Raw genomic sequence first — 19,820 nt, forward strand, 5'->3', positions numbered from 1 at the left:
GCGGCCGTCCTCGGGCGTCAGCATATCTTGCGACGACACGCAGGAAACTGCGCAGCCGTTCCGTGGTTCAGCTTCCGCTGCTGCCCGATCCGCCGGCTGCCGGCGCGGGACTGGCAGCCGGCGCGGGAGCAGCGGCCGCAGGCGCCGGTGCAGCGGCAGCAGGCTTGGCTTCGCCCGGTGACGCATCGACCAGGTTGCGCTTCTTGTCGCCGTCCTTCTTGAAGTCAGTCTCGTACCAGCCGCTGCCGGCCAGCCGGAAAGACGGCGCGCTGACCCGCCGGTGCAGGTTCGGGGTGTCGCACGCGGGGCAGACCACCGGATCGGTGTCGGACAACTTCTGCAGGCGGTCGAAACGGTGGCCGCACTGGCTGCATTCGAATTCGTAGATGGGCATGAAGGCTCCGGAAAATCCCGCCGGCATGCGAGCCGGCAACTGGCCATTATCGGCGCTGACCGGCGGATTTCAACGTGCCGGACCGCTCATGGCGACCTGCGCGGCCGGGTAGTAGCCTCGGGACCGGAAACAGGCGCGACCGCCCCGCCAGACGCCCGCACGCCGCGATCGACGCAAGGGCGATGGACGTATAGACGTCTATACGTCTATTGACGGCCAATCCGTGCACCACTAGTCTTTGGTTGCTGCATCGCAACAACCCCCATCCGGAGAACCTCATGAGCAAGCGTCCCCGTACGACCGCGTCGGCATGGCTTCCTGCCGCGGTGTTGCTGGCCCTGGCCGGCAATGCCGCGGCGCAGGAAGCACAGGCACCGGCACCCGCCAAGGCCCGCGACCTCAGTGCCGTGATCGTCACCGGCACCCGCGCCGACAATCGCACGGAAAGCAGCTCGCTGACCCCGATCGACGTGGTGTCGGCCAAGGTCCTGCAGCAGACCGGCACCAGCGAGTTGTCCACGGCGCTGGCGCGCATCATTCCCTCGCTGAACTTCCCGCGCCCGGCCGCCGCCGACTCGGCCGATACGCAGCGTCCCGCCCAGCTGCGCGGCCTGTCGCCCGACGAAGTGCTGGTGCTGGTGAACGGCAAGCGCTGGCATCCGGGCGCCATCCTGCTCAACAACGGCGTGATCGGCCGCGGCTCGCAGCCGGTGGATCTGAACACCATCCCGATGTCCGCCATCGACCACATCGAGGTCTTGCGCGACGGTGCGTCCGCCCAGTACGGCTCGGACGCCATCGCCGGCGTCATCAACATCATCCTGAAACAGGGCGTCAAGGGCGGCGACGTGCAGGTCAGCGGCGGTCAGTATTCCGCGGGCGACGGCAGGCAATGGCAGGGCTCGGCCAACTTCGGCATACCGCTGGGCGGCGACAAGGGCTGGTTGCGCTTCGCGCTGCAGAGCGGCAAGCAGGACCACACCAATCGTGCCGGGCCGGACAATCGCCCCGGCTTCCCGCAACTGGGCGTGAACTTCCGCCAGGGCGACCCGGACGTGCATGACAACAACCTGCTGCTGAATGCGCAGTACGACATCACCCCGGACGTGCAGTTGTACAGCTTCGGGCACTACGGCCGTCGCCAGAGCACGTCGCCCGCGTTCTTCCGCTACGGCACCAATTCGCCCAAGCCGAACAATGCACTGATCGGCCAGGTGTATCCGGACGGCTTCCTGCCGCTCGAACACGCCGACTCCACCGACACCTCGCTGGTGGCGGGCCTGCGTGGCAAGATCAGCGGCTGGCGCTGGGACCTGAGCGGCAACTACGGTCGCAACCGGGTTTCCTACGAAACGCGCAACAGCACCAACTACGCCTACCTCAACGACTTCGGCAGCGCGCCCAGCGTCTTCAGTGACGGCATCCTCAGCGCCTCGCAGCAGAGCCTGGATCTCGACGTCGCCAGGGACATCCAGCCAGGCTGGCTGCCCAATTCGCTCACGGTGGCGTTCGGCGCCCAGTATCTGCGGCAGACCTACGCCATCGATGCCGGCTCGCTGCCGTCCTGGTACGTGGGCACTTCCGGCGTCTCGGGCGGCGCGCAGGGCTTCGCCGGCTGGCAACCGGCGAACGCGGTCGACGCCTCGCGCCACGACGTGGCCGCCTACCTCGACCTCGAAACCAACCTCACCGACCGGCTTGGTGTCGCCGCCGCCGTGCGGCATGAGCACTACAACGACTTCGGCAACACCACGTCCGGCTCGCTGTCGGGGCGCTTCGACTTCACCGACAGCTTCGCCATCCGCGGCAGTGCCTCCACCGGCTTCCGGGCGCCCTCGCTGGGGCAGGAGTATTTCTCGCAGATCTCCTCGCTGTTCTACGGCGCCGGCAGCCTGCCGGGCCTGCCGGCGGGCATCTACAACCGCGGCCTGGTGCCGGTCGGCAGCCAGATCGCCCAGCTGCTGGGCGCCGAAGCGCTGAAGCCGGAGAAGTCCAGGAACTACACCCTGGGCACGGTATGGAGCCCCACCGATGCGCTGACCCTCAGCCTGGACGTGTACCAGATCAACATCCGGGACCGCGTGGCGCTGTCCGGCGCGATCTCGACCACCACGCCCGCGGTGGTCAGCTACCTGGCCGCCAACGGCATCAGCGACCTCGGCTACAGCAGCGTCAACTACTTCACCAACGCGGCGAACACGCGCACCCGCGGCGTCGACTTCGTGGGCAGCTACCTGGCCGACCTCGGCAACGCGGGCACCCTGGCCACCACGCTCAGCGCGAACTACAACCAGAACACGGTCACCGACGTGAAGCCCAACCCGGCGGTGCTGGACAACCTGGGCGTCAGCTTCGTCCGCCTGAACCGCCAGGACATCCAGGGGTACCTGGGCAATTCGAGCCCGCGCAGCAAGCTCATCCTCAATGAGCAGTACAACGTCGGCAACTGGGGCGTGACCGGCACGCTGACCCGCTATGGCCGCTACACCAGCTATGTCAGCAGCCTGGCCAGCTACAACCCGAGCGCCACGCCGCCGGTGATCGACCAGACCTTCACGCCCAAGTGGGTGCTCGACCTGGCAGTGAACTACAACCTCCATGACTGGACCTTCACGGTGGGCGCGGACAACGCACTCGACGCCCATCCGGACAGGAACATCGCCAACAACACCAACAACGGCACCCTGCCCTACTCGACCTTCTCGCCGTTCGGCTACAACGGCGCCTACGTCTACGGCAAGGTGCGCTACAGCTGGCAGTGACGGCGAACCATTCCTGGCAATACGCAGCCCTGGCGCGCCCGGGGCTGCGCCCGACTCACCGTTCGCCACCGACTCATTGACCGCCCGGGCCCCACCATCGGGGCACCGCTGCCCCTGCAGCTCCCGCAACGCCGGCGCTGTCGTCCCCGCCGCCAGGCATTGACGGTTTTGCCTTACAGCACCTGCCGTCCGCGCTGACAGCCGACCTGACGGCGCCCCGGGATAATCGCCGCACAGGGTGCCGCCCGGCACAGGGGCATGCACCCGTGCAGGGATCGCTTGACAAGGCCAATCCCGCACGACCAGCATCCGGCGTGATCGCGCAACGGCAAACGCCTGCGCCGCCCGCGACACTCGGCAGCCGGAATCCAGGGGGATTGCGGGGGGACTGCACCCTGGCACGACACCACACCTGTACGTTCGCCGCGGCATCGCGCGTCGATCGGGCAGGCATCACGCCAATGACTGGAGGGGACTTGATGAAACTCGCAAACCACACGGGCCTGCTGGGCGCAGCACTGGCCCTGGCATTGACCGCAGGCGGTGCCGCCATGGCCCGCGAAGCGCCGACGATGACCGTCGCCGTGATCGACTTCACCAACCAGACCAGCTCCGCCAGCTGGTGGAACGGCGACGTCGGCAACCAGCTGGCCGACGTGCTCAGCAACGAACTGAGCGCCACCGGCGACTTCAAGGTGATCGAACGACAGAAGATCGACGCCGTGCTGGCCGAGCAGGACCTGGCCGCCTCCTCGCGCATGCGCCCGGGCAGCACGCCGCACACCGGCAACATCACCGGTGCCCAGTACCTGGTCACCGGCAGCGTCGCCGCTTACACCGAAGACACTTCGAAGACGGGCGGCGGCCTCAACATCGCGGGCTTCCGCGTGGGCGGCGGCAAATCCCAGGCCTACGTGGCGATCGATCTGCGGGTGATCGACGCGGAAACTTCCGAAGTGGTGTATTCGCGCACGGTCGAGGGCAACAGTTCCGGCGGCGGGGTCAGTCTCAGCGGTTTCACCCACGGCGTCGGCGGTGACTTCGGCCACTCGAAGAAGACGCCGGCCAGCAAGGCCGTGCGGGCGGCGCTGATCGAGGCCACCGATTATCTGGACTGCGTGATGGTCAAGCGCGACGGCTGCGAGGCCCGCTACCAGCAGAAGGAACAGCGCCGCCGCGACAACGACAAGAAGGTGCTCGACCTCGAGTAAGTCCGGGCGAAAGCCCCGCCGGGGCAGCGGCCGCATCGAGCAAAACCACAGGGCCATCCGGCGAGGATGGCCCTGTTTCGTTCAGGCGAAGCCGGACTGCCGGCGCCGCATCAGGACTTGCGAAACACCAGCTGTCCGCCCTCGGCGGCCACGCCGACCGTATCGCCCGGCTGGAACTGTCCTTCCAGGATCTGCCTGGCCAGCGGATTCTCCAGTTGCTGCTGGATCGCCCGCTTCAGCGGCCGCGCACCGTAGACCGGATCGAAGCCCACGTTGCCGAGCAGGGCCAGTGCGTCGTCCGCGATGTCGAGCTTCAGCTGACGCTCGGCCAGCCGCCGCTCCAGATACTGCAGCTGGATCTTCGCGATGGCGCGGATCTGCGTCTTGTCCAGCGGACGGAACACCACGATCTCGTCGAGCCGGTTGATGAACTCGGGACGGAAATGCGCCTGCACCACACCCATCACCGACGCCTTCATCTGGGTGTACTGCTCTTCAGCGTCGCCGCCGTTTTCCGAGGCGTCCTGGATCATCTGCGAACCCAGGTTCGAGGTCATCACGATGACCGTGTTGCGGAAATCCACGGTGCGGCCCTGGCCGTCGGTGAGGCGGCCGTCGTCGAGCACCTGCAGCAGGATGTTGAACACATCCGGGTGCGCCTTCTCCACCTCGTCCAGCAGGATCACGCTGTACGGCCGGCGGCGCACCGCCTCGGTGAGGTAGCCGCCTTCCTCGTAGCCGACGTAGCCCGGAGGCGCACCAACCAGGCGCGAGACGGAGTGCTTCTCCATGAATTCGCTCATGTCGATGCGCACCATCGCATCGGTGGTGTCGAACATGAACTCGGCCAGCGCCTTGCACAGCTCGGTCTTGCCCACGCCGGTCGGGCCGAGGAACAGGAACGAACCGTTCGGGCGATTCGGATCGGACAGGCCGGCACGGGAACGGCGGATCGCGTCGGACACGGCGTGCACCGCCTCGTCCTGGCCCACCACGCGCTTGTGCAGTTCGTCCTCCATCTTCAGCAGCTTGTCGCGCTCGCCTTCCAGCATCTTGCTGACCGGAATGCCGGTCCAGCGCGCCACCACCTCGGCGATTTCCTCGGCGGTGACTTTCGTCTGCACCAGCTTGAAATCCTGCGTCTCGGCGGCCTGCGCCGCGGCGAGCTGCTTCTCCAGTTCCGGCAGCTTGCCGTACTGGATCTCGCTCATCTTCGCGTAATCCTGCCGGCGCTGGGCGGACTCCAGCTCCTGGTGGGCCTGCTCGATCTGTTCCTTGACCCGGGTGGTGCCCTGCAGCGACGCCTTTTCGGACTTCCAGATCTCGTTCAAGTCGGAGAACTCGCGCTCGAGCTTGTCGATGTCGGTTTCCAGATCGGCCAGGCGCTGCTTCGACTCGCTGTCCTTTTCCTTCTTCAGCATCTCGCGCTGGATCTTCAGCTGGATCAGCCGGCGCTCCAGCCGATCGAGCTCCTCCGGCTTGGAGTCGATCTCCATGCGGATGCGTGAGGCGGCCTCGTCCATCAGGTCGATCGCCTTGTCTGGCAGCTGGCGATCGGCGATGTAGCGGTGCGACAGCGTGGCCGCGGCCACGATGGCCGGGTCGGTGATCTCGACGCCATGGTGCACGGCGTAGCGCTCCTTCAGCCCGCGCAGGATCGCGATGGTGTCCTCCACCGTGGGCTCGCCCACGAACACCTTCTGGAAGCGCCGCTCCAGCGCGGCGTCCTTCTCGATGTACTTGCGGTATTCGTCCAGCGTGGTCGCGCCGATGCAGTGCAGCTCGCCGCGCGCCAGCGCGGGCTTGAGCATGTTGCCGGCATCCATCGAGCCTTCGCCCTTGCCGGCGCCGACCATGGTGTGCAGCTCGTCGATGAACAGGATCACCCGGCCTTCCTGTTTCGAAAGGTCGCTGAGCACGGCCTTGAGCCGCTCCTCGAACTCGCCGCGGAATTTCGCGCCGGCGATCAGCGCGCCCATGTCCAGCGCCAGCACGCGACGGTCACGCAGGCCTTCGGGCACCTCGCCCTTGATGATGCGCTGGGCCAGGCCCTCGACGATCGCAGTCTTGCCCACGCCGGGTTCGCCGATCAGCACCGGATTGTTCTTGGTGCGCCGCTGCAGCACCTGGATGGTGCGGCGGATCTCCTCGTCGCGGCCGATCACCGGATCGAGCTTGTTGCGCTCGGCGCGCTCGGTCAGGTCGATGCAGTATTTCTCCAGCGCCTGACGCTGCTCCTCGGCGTTCTCGCTCTGCACCTTCTCGCCGCCGCGCAGCTTGTCGATCGCCGCTTCGAGATTCGTCTTGTTCGCGCCGGCCGCCTTCAGCGCCGCGCCCAGTTCGCCCTTGTCCTCCAGCGCGGCCAGCACGAACAGCTCGCTGGCGATGAACTGGTCGCCGCGCTGCTGGGCCAGCTTGTCGGTGAGGTTGAGCAGGCGATTGAGGTCGTTGCCCAGGTTGATGTTGCCTTCCTGTCCGCTGACCCGCGGCAGGCGCTCGAGCATTTCGTTCACCCGCTGCGTGAGCATCGGCACGTTGACCTGGGCCTGGGTCAGCAGCGGTGCCGTGGAGCCGCCCTGCTGGCCCAGCAGCGCCGCCATCACGTGCACCGGTTCAAGCATGTTGTTGTCGCGGCCCACGGCCAGCGATTGCGCGTCGGCCAGCGCCTGCTGGAACCGCGAGGTGAGTTTGTCCATCCGCATGTCGAAGATCCCCGAAGCTGGTTTGGCGGTGCATCCGCCACTGACGCAAAAATGCGGACGGCGAAGCACGATTCAAGCTGGCCCGTCCACGGCGACGGCGCGAGCGGCATGTCCGGCTTTTCACATTCGGCTTGTTACGGTGGATGCGATGTCAACTCCACGCCCCTCCACCGCTTCGCCCCGCCCCGCCCTGCCGGCTCCCCCGCTGCCCGCTGCCGACGCCCGCTGGGCGCTGCTGTTCGACGTCGACGGCACCTTGCTCGACTTTGCCGACGACCCGCGCTCGGTGCAGGTCAGCTCCGCCTTGCTGGCCCTGCTGCATGAGCTGCATGCGGCAACCGACGGCGCGCTGGCGCTGGTCAGCGGACGCGAACTGGATGATCTCGACCGGCTCTTCGAGCACCCGCGCTGGGCGGCGATCGGCCTGCACGGGCTGGAGCTGCGCCAGGCCAGCGGCAGCTTCCGCCGCCTCAGCGTGCCGCAGGCCAGCCAGGATCGCATGCACCGCGAGGCACGGGCGCTGGCCGCGCGGTTCGACGGCGTGCAGGTGGAGGACAAGCAGCTGGCGATCGCGCTGCACTGTCGCCGCGCGCCGGAGCAACTGGCCCGCCTGCACGGCGCCGCCGCCGAACTGATCGCGCGGCTGCCCGGCTACGAGTTGCAGCCCGGCCATCAGGTGCTGGAGTTCAAGCCGGCGGGCATGGACAAGGGCCGCGCCGTGCTGGAGCTGCTGCAGCGCGCGCCGTTCGCCGGCCGCACCCCGGTCTACCTCGGCGACGACCTCACCGACGAGCACGCCTTCGACGCGGTCAATCGTCGACACGGCATCAGCATCCGCATCGGCGAGCGCGACCCCAGCGCCGCCCACTTCACCTTGCCCGGCCCGGCTGCCACCGAAGCCTGGCTGACCCGCGTCCTGCACGCACTGACGCACGGAGTCCCTACCCATGCCCGAGTTCCCCACGGAGGCCCTGCACGCCAGCCTTGAGCTTGGCGTGATCGGCAACGGCAGCGTTGCCGCGCTGATCGACCCGCATGCGCGCATCGTGTGGTGCTGCCTGCCACGCTTCGATGCCGACGCCAGTTTCTGCAGCCTGCTTTCGCCCACCAGCGGGGGCGGCGACTGGGCGATCGAACTGGAGGACTTCGATCACGTCGAGCAGTTCTACCTGGCCAACACCGCGGTGCTGGTGACGCGCCTGTTCGACCGTCACGGCGGCGCCATCGAGATCACCGACTTCGCGCCGCGGCATCGACTGAACGGCCGCTTCTATCACCCGGAGATGCTGGTGCGCCGGGTCGCGCCCATCGCGGGTTCGCCGCGCATCCGCGTGCGCATGCGCCCACTGTGCGAGTACGGCGCACGCGCGCCAGCCACCACCGCCGGCAGCAATCACATCCGCTACCTGCTCAGCGACGTGGTGCAGCGCCTCACCATCGACATCGCGCCGCCGCTGGTCGAACGCCAGCTGCCGTTCGGACTCGACCGACCGGCCCACTTCGTGTTCGGCCCCGACGAAACCGTCGACACGAACGTGGCCGACTTCGTCCATCTGGCGCTGGAACGGACGCTGGACTACTGGCGCGAATGGGCCCGCTACCTGTCGATTCCCTACGAATGGCAGGAGGCGGTGATCCGCGCCGCAATCACCCTGAAGCTCTGCCAGTACGAAGCCACCGGCGCGATCGTGGCGGCGCTGACCACGTCGATACCCGAATCGGCCGGCAGCGCGCGCAACTGGGACTATCGCTACTGCTGGCTGCGCGACGCCGCCTTCACCGTGCGCGCGCTGAATCGCCTCGGCGCGACCCGCACGATGGAGGAGTACATCCGCTACACCTTCAACCTGGTCGCCCAGCTCGGTGAAGGCGAACTCGGCCCGGTGTTCGGCATCACCTTCGAGAACGAACTGCCCGAGCGCCAGGTGGAGACGCTCGCCGGCTACCGCGGCATGGGTCCGGTACGGGTGGGCAACGACGCGTGGCGTCAGCGCCAGAACGACGTCTACGGCTCGGTGGTGCTCGCCTCGACCCAGCTGTTCTTCGACCGCCGGCTGGAACATCGCGGCGACGAAGTGAGCTTTCGCCGGCTCGAGCGCATGGGCGAGATGGCGCTGCGCGTGGCCGAACAACCCGATGCCGGACTGTGGGAATACCGCGGGCGCGTGGCCGTCCATACTTACTCGGCAGCGATGTGCTGGGCCGCCTGCGACCGGCTGGCGCACATCGCCACCGAGCTGGGCCTGGACGAGCGCGCACGCTACTGGCACGAGGAAGCGGTGCAACTGCATGGACGCATCGAGTCCCGTGCCTGGAACGGGAAACTCGGCCACTTCGTCGACGCCTACGACGGCGAGCACCTGGACGCCAGCCTGTTGCTGCTGGCCGACATCGGTTTTCTCGAAGCCACCGACCCGCGCTTCGTGGCCACGGTCGATGCGATCGGCGTGGCGCTGGGCCGCGGCGACTACCTGTTCCGCTACATCGCCCCGGACGATTTCGGCGCGCCGGAAACCAGCTTCAACATCTGCACGTTCTGGTACATCGAGGCGCTGGCCGCCACCGGACGCAGGGAACGGGCGCGGGCGCTGTTCGAGCACATGCTGAAACAGCGGAACGCGCTGGGCCTGCTGTCGGAGGACCTTGCCCCGGCCACCGGCGAACACTGGGGCAACTACCCGCAGACCTATTCCCTGGTCGGCCTGATCCAGGCGGCGATGCGCCTGTCGCGGCGCTGGGAGGAGGCCCTGTGATGACGGCGCGCAAGGCCGGCGGCCGGCTGGTGGTGGTTTCCAATCGCGTCGCGCTGCCGCGCCAGGGCGCGCCCGGCGGGCTGGCGTCGGCGCTGCAGGCCGCGCTCGACGAACACGGCGGCCTGTGGTTCGGCTGGAGCGGCAAGGTGGCCGGCGAGACGGCCGCGGAACTGCATCAGCAGCAGGAGGGAAAGATCGACTACGCCACCATCGATCTTTCCCGCACCGACCACGACGACTTCTACGCCGGCTTCGCCAACGGCGCGCTGTGGCCGCTGCTGCACTACCGGCCCGACGTGGTCGATTACCGGCGCAGCCACCTGGCCGGCTACCTGCGCGTCAACGAGGTGTTCGCGGAAAAACTGCAGCAGCTGATCAAGCCGGACGACGTCATCTGGGTGCATGACTACCACCTGATCCCGCTCGCCTCGATGCTGCGGCGCCGGGGCGTGCACAACCGCATCGGATTCTTCCTGCACACGCCGCTGCCCGCCGCCGGCCTGCTGATCGCCCTGCCGAATCATCGCGAACTGCTGGAAACCCTGGCCAGCTACGACCTGGTCGGCGTGCACACCCGTCGCGACCTGCGCGCGCTGGAAGACTATTTCCTGCACGAGGCCGGCGCGGTGATGCGCCTGGCCGGGCGCATGCGCATGCCGAACGGTCGCCAGTTCCGCGCCGGCGCGTTCCCGATCAGCATCGACACCCGAGGCATCGCCGACGTGGCGGCCAGGGCGGCCTCGATCCGCGAAATCACCCAGCTGCAACACAGCCTCGAAGGGCGCGCGCTGATCATCGGCGTGGATCGGCTGGATTACTCCAAGGGCCTGCCGCAACGATTCCAGGGTTATGCGCGGCTGCTGGAGCGCCACCCCGAACTGCACCAGCAGGTGACCTTCCTGCAGATCGCGCCACCCTCGCGCGGCGCCGTGCTGGAGTATCGCGCGATCCGCCACGAACTCGAGCGCAGCGCCGGCCACATCAACGGGAAGTACGCCACGCCCGACTGGGCGCCGATCCGCTACATCAACAAGTCGTTTCCGCACCGATTGCTGGCCGGCTATTACCGCAGCGCCCGAGTCGGCCTGGTGACGCCGCTGCGCGACGGCATGAACCTGGTGGCCAAGGAATACGTGGCCTGCCAGGACCCGGCCGATCCCGGCGTGCTGGTGCTGTCCCGCTTCGCCGGCGCCGCGCTGGAGCTGGAAGACGCCCTGCTGGTGAACCCCGCCGACACCGAGGAAGTCGCCGACGCGCTGGCACTCGCCCTGAAGATGCCGCTGGCCGAGCGTCGCCGCCGCTGGGAGGCGATGATGGACGTGCTGCGCACCAACGACATCACCCTGTGGCGCAGGAATTTTCTGGGCACGCTGCGCGCCTAGCGATCAGCCGCGGTCGAGCCAGACCAGGCTGGCGAAGCGCCCGCTGCGGGCGCCGTCGCGACGGTACGAGTAGAACCGCGCATCGGCGAAGGTGTCGAACCCGCCGCCGTGGATGCGTGCCACGCCGGCCGCGGCCAGCCGCTGCCGGGCCAGGCCGGCCAGGTCGCACAGCCAGTGGCCGGGCCGTGTCGCCACGAAGCATCCGGCCGCGGCCGCATCGTGCGCCACGAAGGCGGCGCGCACCTCGGCCCCCACCTCGTACGAGGCGGCGCCGATGCACGGCCCCAGCCACGCCAGCAGTCGCGACGACGGCGTGATCATCTGGCCCAGCGTGGCCTCCAGCACGCCCCCGGCCAGGCCACGCCAGCCCGCGTGGGCGGCACCAATCTCGCCGCCGTCATCGGCACAGAACAGCACCGGCAGACAGTCGGCGGTGAGGATCGAAAGCACGGTGCCGGGGATGTGCGAAACCGCCGCGTCCGCCTGGGGTTCGGCCTTGCCGGGCAGCGGCCCCAGCTCGGCCACCTCGCAGCCGTGCACCTGCTGCAACCAGCGCGGCTCGGCCGGCAGGCGCAGCGACTGCAGCAAGGCGCTGCGGTTGGCGGTCACCGCGTCAAGGGCGTCACCGCTGCGCAAGCCCAGATTGAAGCGATCGAACGGCGGCGCCGAGACGCCGGGGCCAAGCCGGGTGGTGATCGCGGCCCGCACCTGGGGTGGCGCGGGCCAATCAGGGAAGATCCAGCTTTCAGTCATCAGGCCGGGTATCGGGAAACGGGGAGTCACGAAGCATCGCACACTCGTCGCCCGCGTTCCCGCAGCCGGTCAATAGTGCTCCGAACCGTGCTCGGCCAGATCCTCCCGCAAGGCCTCGATCAGCAAGCGCTGGTCTGCGGGACGTTCGGCGCTGAAGGACATCTCCTCGCCCGTGGCCGGGTGGATGAAGGACAGCTTCTCGGCGTGCAGTGCCTGCCGCCGAAAGCCGCGCAAGGTGCCGATCAGTTCCGCGCTGGCTCCCCTGGGCAGCTTCAGGCCGCCGCCGTAAAGCGGATCGCCGATCAGCGGGTGGCCGATGTGCGCCATGTGCACCCGGATCTGGTGGGTGCGACCGGTCTCCAGCTGGCATTGCAGCAGGCTGTGGGCGCGGAAGCGCTCGCGCAGCCGGTAATGGGTGACCGCCCGCTTGCCGTCTTCCTCGTCGCGCACCGCCTGGCGCAGCCGGTCACCCATGCTGCGGCCGATCGGTTCGTCCACCGTGCCGCCGGCCACCATCGTGCCCAGCACCACCGCCTCGTACTGGCGTTCCACCTCGTGCCGCGACAACAGGTCGACCAGCGCGGTGCAGGTGGGCAGGGTCCTGGCCACCACCATCAGGCCGGAGGTGTCCTTGTCCAGCCGATGCACGATGCCCGCACGGGGCAGCTCGGCCAGCTTCGGATCGTGGTGCAGCAGGCCGTTGAGCAAGGTCCCCACCGGGTTGCCCGCGCCCGGATGGACGACCAGCCCGGCCGGCTTGTCCAGCACCAGCAGGTGTTCGTCCTCATGCACGATCGCCAGCGCCATCGCCTCGGGGGCGCTCGACACCTCGTTCTCCAGCTCCACCTCCAGCCGCACCAACTCGCCGCCGCGCAGCAGCTGCCGCGCCGCCACCTGCGCCCCGTCGAGGCTTACCGCGCCGGACTTGATCCAGCCGCTGAGCCGCGAGCGCGAATAATCGGGGAACATCTCGGCCAAAGCCTGGTCGAACCTGCGTCCCGCCGCGGTCAGCGGGACCTGTGCCTCGTGCCGGATCGTGGTCATGCGGGCATCCGCGGGGGACGACCGGTTTCGGCTATCATGCCTGTTCGCTCAAACATCTGAATTCCTTCCTTATGCGCCCAACAATCGACTCGCCGAAGCTGCCGATGTCCAAAATGACTGTGATGAAATTGCTCGTGCTGCTGGTGGCCGCGATGTCGATGAGCGCATGTTCGATGTTCAAGTCGAAGCAGAACATCGACACGATGCCGCTGGAGGCGCTGTACGACAACGCGCACAACTCGCTGGAAAACGCAGATTACGCCGCAGCCACCAAGGCCTACCAGCGCCTGATCGCCCGCTTCCCGTCCGGCGAGTACAACGAACAGGCCCAGCTGGACCTGGCCTATTCGCAGTACAAGGACAACCAGCCCGATGATGCCCTGTCGACGGTGAACCGCTTCATCAAGACCTATCCGGCCAACAAACACGTCGATTATGCCTATTACCTGCGCGGTCTGATCAATTTCGATCGCACCGGCACCGTGCTCGAGCGCTGGTTCCCCCGCTCGGACAAGGATTCGCGCCGCGACCAGGGCTACAACCTGCAGTCGTTCGACGACTTCTCCGAGCTGTCGCGGCGTTTCCCGGACAGCGCCTATACCGCCGACGCGCGCCAGCGGATGATCTACCTGCGCAACATCCTGGCCCAGTACGAGATCAACGTGGCCGAGTTCTATCTGCGCAACAAGGCGTATGTCGCCTCCGCCGACCGGGCCCAATACGTGGTCGAGCATTACCAGCAGTCACCACAGACCGGCGATGCGCTGGCCATCCTCACCCGCAGCTACCTGGCGCTGGACCAGAAGGCGCTGGCCGAGCAGAGCCGCCAGGTGCTGGCCATGAACTACCCGAACCACCCCTACCTCACCGACGCCAAGTGGCCGCATCCGCCGTCCACGCTGCGCAAGATGGTGCCGTTCTCGGGCCATCACTGAGTCAATCGGTGAATGCAGTCGGAAAGCCGGCGAGCGATCGCCGGCTTTTTTTGTGCCCGCTCAATGCCAGCCGGAAGTGATCGGATAACGCCGCTCGCGACCAAACGCGCGGGTGGTCACGCGCGGTCCCGGCGCGGACTGGCGGCGCTTGAACTCGTTCAGCAGCACTAGCCGCACCACCCGGCGCACGGTCTCGGCCGCAAAGCCCTGCGCCACGATCTCCGCCTGCGACTGTTCGCGTTCGATGAAACGCTCGAGGATCGCATCCAGTTCGTCATAGGCCGGCAGCGAATCCTGATCGGTCTGGTTGTCCCGCAACTCGGCGGAAGGCGGGCGTTCGATGACCTCGGGGGGAATCGGGAACCGGGAACCGGGAATCGTCGAAGAGCCAGATGCCGGCGAGGACGTGCTTTTCCGATTCCCCATTCCCCATTCCCCATTCCCGGCTCCATTCCGCCACCGGGCCAGCCGATACACCACGGTCTTGTAGACATCCTTCAGCGGCGCATAGGCACCGCACATGTCGCCGTACAAGGTCGCGTAGCCGACCGCCATCTCGCTCTTGTTGCCGGTGGCCAGCAGCAGCCGGCCGTGCTTGTTGCTCAGCGCCATCAGCATCACGCCACGGGTGCGCGACTGCAGGTTTTCCTCGGTGGTGTCCGCGGGCTTGCCGGCGAACGCGGGAGTCAGCGCGTCGACGAACGAGCGGTAGGTCGGTTCGATGTCGATCACGTGGTAGTCGACGCCGAGTTTCTCCGCCTGCGCGCGCGCACCGTCCAGCGACAACTGCGAGGTGTAGCGCGTGGGCATCATCACCGCGGTCACGCGCTCGGCGCCCAGTGCGTCCACCGCCAGCGCCAGGGTCAGCGCCGAGTCGATGCCGCCGGACAGGCCCAGCAGCACGCCGGCAAAGCGGTTCTTGTCGATGTAGTCGCGGGTGCCGCGCACCAGGGCGGCGTACAGCGTGGCCTCCAGTGATTCGTCGACCGCGGCCGGCCAGTCCTGCGCCGCGAGCGTGCGCGTGGCCGGATCGAATTCGGCCCACAGCAGCGCATCGACGAAGGCCGGCGCGCGCGCGGCAATCGAACCGTCGCCGTTGACCAGCATCGAACTGCCGTCGTAGACCACCTCGTCCTGGCCGCCGACCAGGTTCAGGTAGATGATCGCGCAGCCGGTTTCCCGTGCCCGTGCCTGCAGCACCGCCTCGCGCTCGACCTGTTTGCGTGCATCCCACGGCGAGGCGTTGATCACCACGATCAGCTCGGCACCCGCGGCGGCGGCCTGCGCGGCCGGCTCGGCCTGCCACACGTCCTCGCAGATCAGCAGGCCGACGCAGATGCCATCGATCACCGTGGTGAGCGAGGCATGACCCGGGCGGAAGTAACGCTTGTCGTCGAACACGCCGTAATTCGGCAACGCCTGCTTGTGCGCGGTGCACTCGACCCTGCCGTCACGCAGCACGCTGGCCGCGTTGAACACCTCGCCCTCGCTGTGCGGATGACCGACCAGGGCCGCGATGCCATGGGTTGCTGCAGCCAGCGCCGCCAGCTCGCTGTCGCAAGCGGCGAGGAAACTCGGCCGCAGCAGCAGATCCTCGGGCGGATAGCCGCTCAGGGTCAGCTCGGGAAACGCCACCAGCGCGGCGCCGCCAGCGCGTGCACTGGCGATGAGCTCGCCGACCTTGGCGGCATTCGCCGCCACCGCACCGACCGAAAAATCGTGTTGAGCCAGCGCCAGACGCAACTTTGCCATGACGGCGTGCATTCCTTGAGAGTTATCCGGGCAATGGTAATTCAAGAAGGGGAGCACGCTCCAAAACAAAAGGCCGCGCAATGCGCGGCCTTTCATCAACATCACGCCACCAGGCTTACTTCATCAGCTTCGCGAGCGTCTTGCCCAGGTCGGCCGGTGACTTCACCGTGGTGACGCCGGCCTTCTCCAGCGCGGCGAACTTCGCCGCGGCGGTGCCCTTGCCGCCGGAGATGATCGCGCCGGCATGACCCATGCGCTTGCCGGCCGGGGCCGAGGCGCCGGCGATGAACGAGACCACCGGCTTCTTCACGTACTCGCCGATGAACTCGGCGGCGTCCTCTTCGGCCGAACCACCGATCTCGCCGACCATGATGATGCCTTCGGTCTGCGGATCGTCCTGGAACAGCTTCAGGCAATCGATGAAGTTCAGGCCGTTGATCGGGTCGCCGCCGATGCCGATCACCGTGCTCTGGCCGAGGCCTTCGTTGGTGGTCTGGAACACCGCTTCATAGGTCAGCGTGCCGGAGCGCGAGACCACGCCGACCTTGCCCTTGCTGTGGATGTGACCGGGCATGATGCCGATCTTGCATTCGCCGGGGGTGATGATGCCGGGGCAGTTCGGCCCGATCAGCACGATCTCCGGATGCTGCTGCAGCACGTTCTTCACGCGCAGCATGTCCAGCACCGGGATGCCTTCGGTGATCGCCACGATCACCTTGATGCCCGCGTCGATCGCTTCGAGGATCGAGTCGGCCGCGAACGGCGGCGGCACGAAGATCACCGACGCGTCGGCGCCGGTCTGCAGCACGGCTTCATCGACCGAGTTGAAGACCGGCAGACCGATGTGCTCGGAGCCGCCCTTGCCCGGGGTCACGCCGCCGACGACCTGGGTGCCGTAGTCGAGGCACTGCTGTGCGTGGAAGGTGCCCTGCTGGCCGGTGAAACCCTGCACCAGCACCTTGGTGTTCTTGTTGACGAGTACGCTCATGTTTCGATTGCTCCTCAGGCCTTGGCCGCAGCCACGGCTTTCTGCGCCGCGTCGTTGAGATCGTCCGCCGGCGTGATCGCCAGGCCGGAGTTGGCCAGCAGTTCGCGGCCCTGATCGACATTGGTGCCCTGCAGGCGCACCACCACGGGAATGGTCAGGCCCACTTCCTTGACCGCGGCGATGATGCCCTCGGCGATCATGTCGCAGCGGACGATGCCGCCGAAGATGTTGACCAGGATGCAGTTGACCTTGTCCGAGGAGGTGATCAGCTTGAACGCCTCGGTCACGCGCTCCTTGGTGGCGCCACCGCCCACGTCGAGGAAGTTGGCCGGCTCGCCGCCCGCCAGCTTGATCACGTCCATGGTGGCCATCGCCAGGCCCGCGCCGTTGACCATGCAGCCGATGTTGCCGTCCATCGTCACGTAGTTGAGGTTGCTCTGCTGCGCGGCGGCTTCGGCGGCGTCTTCCTGGGTCAGGTCGCGCATCGCGGCCAGGTTCGGGTGACGGTATTCGGCGTTGTCGTCGGAGTTGACCTTGCCGTCCAGCGCGGCGAGGTTGCCGTCTTCCAGCACGGCCAGCGGGTTCAGCTCGACCAGGGCCAGGTCCTGCTCGTTGAACAGCTTGTACAGGCCCAGCATGATCTTGGTCAGCTGGTTGACCTGCTTGTTGTTGAGATCCATCGCGAAGCCGAGCTGGCGGCACTGGTACGGCTGCAGGCCTTCGACGAAGTCGACCACGATGGTGTGGATGTCTTCGGGGGTTTCTTTCGCCACCTGCTCGATGTCCACGCCGCCGTGCTTGGAGGCGATGAACGAGACGGCCTTGGAATCACGATCGACCAGGATCGACAGGTACAGCTCGCGGGCGATGTCGGTAGCATCGGTCACCAGCACCAGGTTCACCGGCAGCGCGCGACCGGCCGACTGGTAGGTTTCCATGTTGGTGCCGAGCATGCCCTTGGCGGCGGCGCGCACGTCGTCGAAGCTGCGGCAGAACTTGACGCCGCCGGACTTGCCGCGGCCGCCGGCATGGATCTGCGCCTTGACCATCCACTGGGAACCGCCGAGCGCCTTGGCGGCATCGACGGCGGCGTCGGGGGAGTTGGCGACCTTGCCCGGCGGAACGGCGATGCCGTACTGCGCGAACAGTTCTTTGGCCTGGTATTCGTGGAAATTCATTCGATACCTCGAGCGAACGGAAAAACGATGGCGGCCGCACGCGTGTCGTGATGCGTGGGTCAGGAAGGTCGGACGGCGGAGGAGCGCGCTGCCGAAGGCAGTGCGCCTGCCGGATGGAACCGGGCATACCGCGCCATGCGGCCGCCCATTTTCGCGGAAGCCGGCCCCGATGGAAAGGGCCGCCTGCCCGAAACGGCCGCGCGGCGCGCTCCCATGCGCTTTCGCGGTGGCTCACAGCGCCGATCAGCCCGTCTATACTCGCCCGGAATCGCCAGGGAATAGCCCAAGTGCCCAACAGCGCCCCGTTCGTAGCCACCCCTGCCGCCACTGCGACGATTCGCCACGAGCTGTCGTTCCTCAACGCGTTCCGGGTGGTGCAGGCGCTGGTCTACGCGGGCCTGGCCTTCAGCCCGCCCGGGCTGGGCTGGCCGCAGCTGAACGCCCCCGACCTCGCCCATGGCATGGTCACGCTGTATCTGGTGTTCGCCCTGGTCATGCTGCTGTTGAACCGGCGCAGCATGCCCCACGCGCTGGTCGTGGTGGGTGCGACGCTGGTGGTGGACATCGCCGTGGCGGTGATGGCGATCGCCGCCATGCACGATGCGCGCATCGGCATCGCGATGATGCTGGCGGTGAACCTCAGTGCCGGCGCCCTGATCCTGCCGCTGCGGCTGTCCAGCTTCTTCGCCGCGCTGGCCACGCTGGGCATTCTGGGCCACACCTTTTTCGGCGATTCGGCGAGCAATCCCGGCGACCGGGACCTGCTGGAGGCGGGACTGTTCGGCCTGGCTTATTTCGCCACCACCAGCCTGTGCAACGTGCTGGGCCGCCAGCTGCGCGCCACCGAGGCGCTGGCCGAGCAGCGCAGCACCGACCTGGCCAACCTGGCCCAGGTCAACGAGCTGATCATCCGCCGCATGAAGACCGGCGTGCTGCTGGTCGACGATGCCAACCGCATCCACCAGATCAACGAGTCCGCCTGGATGCTGATGGGCAACCCCGGTGCCGACCAGCGCGACCTGGGCCAGCTGGCGCCGGAGCTGTCGCGGCGCCTGTACCACTGGATGACCTCGGGCAAGCTGGACGAGACCGCCACCCAGCTCGCCGACGGCGTGCCCGAAGTGGTGCCGCGCTTCACCCGCCTGGCGCCGAACGACGACTCGCACGTGCTGATCTTCCTCGACGACACCTCGCTGCTGTCGCGCCGCGCCGAGGAACTCACGCTGACTTCGCTGGGCCGGCTGTCCGCCTCGATCGCCCACGAGATCCGCAACCCGCTGGCGGCGATCCGCTACTCGGCGCAGCTGCTGGCCGAATCGGACAGCATGGACGCCACCGACCAGCGCATGGTCGAGATCATCAACAATCACTGCATCCGGCTCAACGAGATCATCGAGAACATCCTGCAGCTGTCGCGCCGCGAACGCTCGCGGCCGGAAACGCTGGACCTTGGCCACTGGGCCCAGGCCTTCGTCGAGGAGTACGTGCAGGGCAACGACCTGGGCGCCGATTCGCTGCGTGCGATCGCCAGCAGCGGCACGCCGGTGGCCGCGGTGGCCGACCCGCAGCAGTTGCAGCAGGTGGTGTGGAACCTGGTGCAGAACGCGCTGCGCTACGGCCGCCTGCCCGGCGAGCCGGCGCGAGTGATGGTGGTGACCCGCCAGGGCGAACACGGCGTGCCGATCCTCGAAGTGATCGACCGCGGCCCCGGCATCGCGCCCAAGGTGGCCGCGCAGATCTTCGAGCCGTTCTACACCACCCACGAATACGGCACCGGGCTGGGCCTGTATCTCGCGCGACAGATGAGTGATGCGAACCAGGCTGCACTGGAGTACGTGCGGGTGGCCGGTGGCGGCAGCTGTTTCCGGCTGGTGCTGACGCCGCCGGCACGCAGTCCGGCGGAAACCAGCGAGGTGGCGCAGACCGCCACGCGTTGACCTTTTGGCCCGCCCTAGTACCCTTCAAC

Annotated in this window: 14 protein-coding genes; 7 read left to right on the forward strand and 7 right to left on the reverse strand. The window is 67.5% G+C overall.

The features are described 5' to 3' along the window. Nucleotides 1-67: 67 nt before the first annotated feature. On the reverse strand, nucleotides 68-394 hold the full coding sequence (locus I6J77_RS13905) for an FmdB family zinc ribbon protein (protein WP_204109450.1): 327 nt from the start codon (nucleotides 392-394) through the stop codon (nucleotides 68-70). A gap of 278 nt (nucleotides 395-672) precedes the next feature. Here I6J77_RS13905 and I6J77_RS13910 point away from each other — a divergent pair, with 278 nt between their 5' ends. Then, nucleotides 673-3,156, forward strand: a complete 2,484-nt coding sequence (locus I6J77_RS13910) for a TonB-dependent siderophore receptor (RefSeq protein ID WP_204109451.1) — start codon at nucleotides 673-675, stop codon at nucleotides 3,154-3,156. Between the two features lie 479 nt (nucleotides 3,157-3,635). Continuing rightward, nucleotides 3,636-4,367 carry a CsgG/HfaB family protein gene (locus tag I6J77_RS13915; RefSeq protein ID WP_007808388.1) on the forward strand — a complete coding sequence of 244 codons (732 nt, stop codon included), beginning with the start codon at nucleotides 3,636-3,638 and terminating at the stop codon, nucleotides 4,365-4,367. A 110-nt stretch (nucleotides 4,368-4,477) separates the two neighbouring features. Here the strand turns inward: I6J77_RS13915 and clpB are convergent, their stop codons facing one another. Then, complete coding sequence (gene clpB, locus I6J77_RS13920; protein ID WP_204109452.1) at nucleotides 4,478-7,069, reverse strand: ATP-dependent chaperone ClpB; 2,592 nt, start codon at nucleotides 7,067-7,069, stop codon at nucleotides 4,478-4,480. Nucleotides 7,070-7,217: 148 nt separating this feature from the next. On the opposite strand from clpB, the gene otsB reads away from it, so the two are divergent. Genes otsB through otsA form a run of 3 tightly spaced genes read left to right on the forward strand, consistent with a single transcriptional unit; the run spans nucleotide 7,218 to nucleotide 11,204 of the window. Next, a complete protein-coding gene (gene otsB / locus I6J77_RS13925; RefSeq protein ID WP_204109453.1) occupies nucleotides 7,218-8,057 on the forward strand; it encodes a trehalose-phosphatase in 840 nt (279 codons plus the stop codon). Beyond that, nucleotides 8,017-9,822, forward strand: coding sequence for a glycoside hydrolase family 15 protein (locus tag I6J77_RS13930; protein ID WP_204109454.1), 1,806 nt, complete (start codon nucleotides 8,017-8,019; stop codon nucleotides 9,820-9,822). Before otsB ends, I6J77_RS13930 begins: the two co-directional genes overlap by 41 nt. After that, nucleotides 9,822-11,204: an alpha,alpha-trehalose-phosphate synthase (UDP-forming) gene (otsA, locus tag I6J77_RS13935; RefSeq protein WP_204109455.1), complete on the forward strand. Its 1,383-nt coding sequence runs from the start codon at nucleotides 9,822-9,824 to the stop codon at nucleotides 11,202-11,204. The genes I6J77_RS13930 and otsA overlap by 1 nt, the downstream gene beginning before the upstream one ends. Nucleotides 11,205-11,207: 3 nt before the next feature. On the opposite strand, the gene pgeF is transcribed toward otsA, so the two are convergent. Both pgeF and rluD read right to left on the reverse strand, forming a co-directional pair. Then, nucleotides 11,208-11,957 (reverse strand): peptidoglycan editing factor PgeF, encoded by a 750-nt coding sequence (pgeF, locus tag I6J77_RS13940; protein ID WP_204109456.1) that lies wholly within the window; start codon nucleotides 11,955-11,957, stop codon nucleotides 11,208-11,210. Between the two features lie 69 nt (nucleotides 11,958-12,026). After that, a complete protein-coding gene (gene rluD / locus I6J77_RS13945) occupies nucleotides 12,027-13,001 on the reverse strand; it encodes a 23S rRNA pseudouridine(1911/1915/1917) synthase RluD (RefSeq protein ID WP_204109457.1) in 975 nt (324 codons plus the stop codon). A 104-nt stretch (nucleotides 13,002-13,105) separates the two neighbouring features. Here rluD and I6J77_RS13950 point away from each other — a divergent pair, with 104 nt between their 5' ends. Next, complete coding sequence (locus I6J77_RS13950) at nucleotides 13,106-13,936, forward strand: outer membrane protein assembly factor BamD (RefSeq protein ID WP_235580665.1); 831 nt, start codon at nucleotides 13,106-13,108, stop codon at nucleotides 13,934-13,936. Between the two features lie 60 nt (nucleotides 13,937-13,996). Here the strand turns inward: I6J77_RS13950 and I6J77_RS13955 are convergent, their stop codons facing one another. From I6J77_RS13955 to sucC, 3 genes are all read right to left on the reverse strand, one after another. Further along, the gene (locus I6J77_RS13955) at nucleotides 13,997-15,688 is read right to left on the reverse strand and encodes an NAD+ synthase (protein WP_204109458.1); all 1,692 of its coding nucleotides are present in this window, start codon (nucleotides 15,686-15,688) and stop codon (nucleotides 13,997-13,999) included. 115 nt (nucleotides 15,689-15,803) lie between these two features. Then, the gene (gene sucD / locus I6J77_RS13960; protein ID WP_204109459.1) at nucleotides 15,804-16,676 is read right to left on the reverse strand and encodes a succinate--CoA ligase subunit alpha; all 873 of its coding nucleotides are present in this window, start codon (nucleotides 16,674-16,676) and stop codon (nucleotides 15,804-15,806) included. 14 nt (nucleotides 16,677-16,690) lie between these two features. Next, complete coding sequence (gene sucC, locus I6J77_RS13965; protein ID WP_204109460.1) at nucleotides 16,691-17,854, reverse strand: ADP-forming succinate--CoA ligase subunit beta; 1,164 nt, start codon at nucleotides 17,852-17,854, stop codon at nucleotides 16,691-16,693. 287 nt (nucleotides 17,855-18,141) lie between these two features. Here sucC and I6J77_RS13970 point away from each other — a divergent pair, with 287 nt between their 5' ends. After that, nucleotides 18,142-19,791 carry a PAS domain-containing sensor histidine kinase gene (locus I6J77_RS13970; RefSeq protein WP_007808370.1) on the forward strand — a complete coding sequence of 550 codons (1,650 nt, stop codon included), beginning with the start codon at nucleotides 18,142-18,144 and terminating at the stop codon, nucleotides 19,789-19,791. Nucleotides 19,792-19,820 lie beyond the last annotated feature (29 nt).

The organism is Rhodanobacter sp. FDAARGOS 1247 (assembly GCF_016889805.1).
Classification (GTDB): domain Bacteria; phylum Pseudomonadota; class Gammaproteobacteria; order Xanthomonadales; family Rhodanobacteraceae; genus Rhodanobacter.

What these genes read in the sequence shown, in the direction of transcription:
- otsB (WP_204109453.1), top strand. Translation starts at nt 7,218, where the DNA reads ATGTCAACTCCACGCCCCTCCACCGCTTCGCCCCGCCCCGCCCTGCCG.
- I6J77_RS13930 (WP_204109454.1), top strand. Translation starts at nt 8,017, where the DNA reads ATGCCCGAGTTCCCCACGGAGGCCCTGCACGCCAGCCTTGAGCTTGGC.
- I6J77_RS13915 (WP_007808388.1), top strand. Translation starts at nt 3,636, where the DNA reads ATGAAACTCGCAAACCACACGGGCCTGCTGGGCGCAGCACTGGCCCTG.
- otsA (WP_204109455.1), top strand. Translation starts at nt 9,822, where the DNA reads ATGACGGCGCGCAAGGCCGGCGGCCGGCTGGTGGTGGTTTCCAATCGC.
- pgeF (WP_204109456.1), bottom strand. Translation starts at nt 11,957, where the DNA reads ATGACTGAAAGCTGGATCTTCCCTGATTGGCCCGCGCCACCCCAGGTG.
- rluD (WP_204109457.1), bottom strand. Translation starts at nt 13,001, where the DNA reads ATGACCACGATCCGGCACGAGGCACAGGTCCCGCTGACCGCGGCGGGA.
- sucC (WP_204109460.1), bottom strand. Translation starts at nt 17,854, where the DNA reads ATGAATTTCCACGAATACCAGGCCAAAGAACTGTTCGCGCAGTACGGC.
- sucD (WP_204109459.1), bottom strand. Translation starts at nt 16,676, where the DNA reads ATGAGCGTACTCGTCAACAAGAACACCAAGGTGCTGGTGCAGGGTTTC.
- clpB (WP_204109452.1), bottom strand. Translation starts at nt 7,069, where the DNA reads ATGCGGATGGACAAACTCACCTCGCGGTTCCAGCAGGCGCTGGCCGAC.
- I6J77_RS13950 (WP_235580665.1), top strand. Translation starts at nt 13,106, where the DNA reads ATGTCCAAAATGACTGTGATGAAATTGCTCGTGCTGCTGGTGGCCGCG.
- I6J77_RS13905 (WP_204109450.1), bottom strand. Translation starts at nt 394, where the DNA reads ATGCCCATCTACGAATTCGAATGCAGCCAGTGCGGCCACCGTTTCGAC.
- I6J77_RS13910 (WP_204109451.1), top strand. Translation starts at nt 673, where the DNA reads ATGAGCAAGCGTCCCCGTACGACCGCGTCGGCATGGCTTCCTGCCGCG.
- I6J77_RS13955 (WP_204109458.1), bottom strand. Translation starts at nt 15,688, where the DNA reads ATGGCAAAGTTGCGTCTGGCGCTGGCTCAACACGATTTTTCGGTCGGT.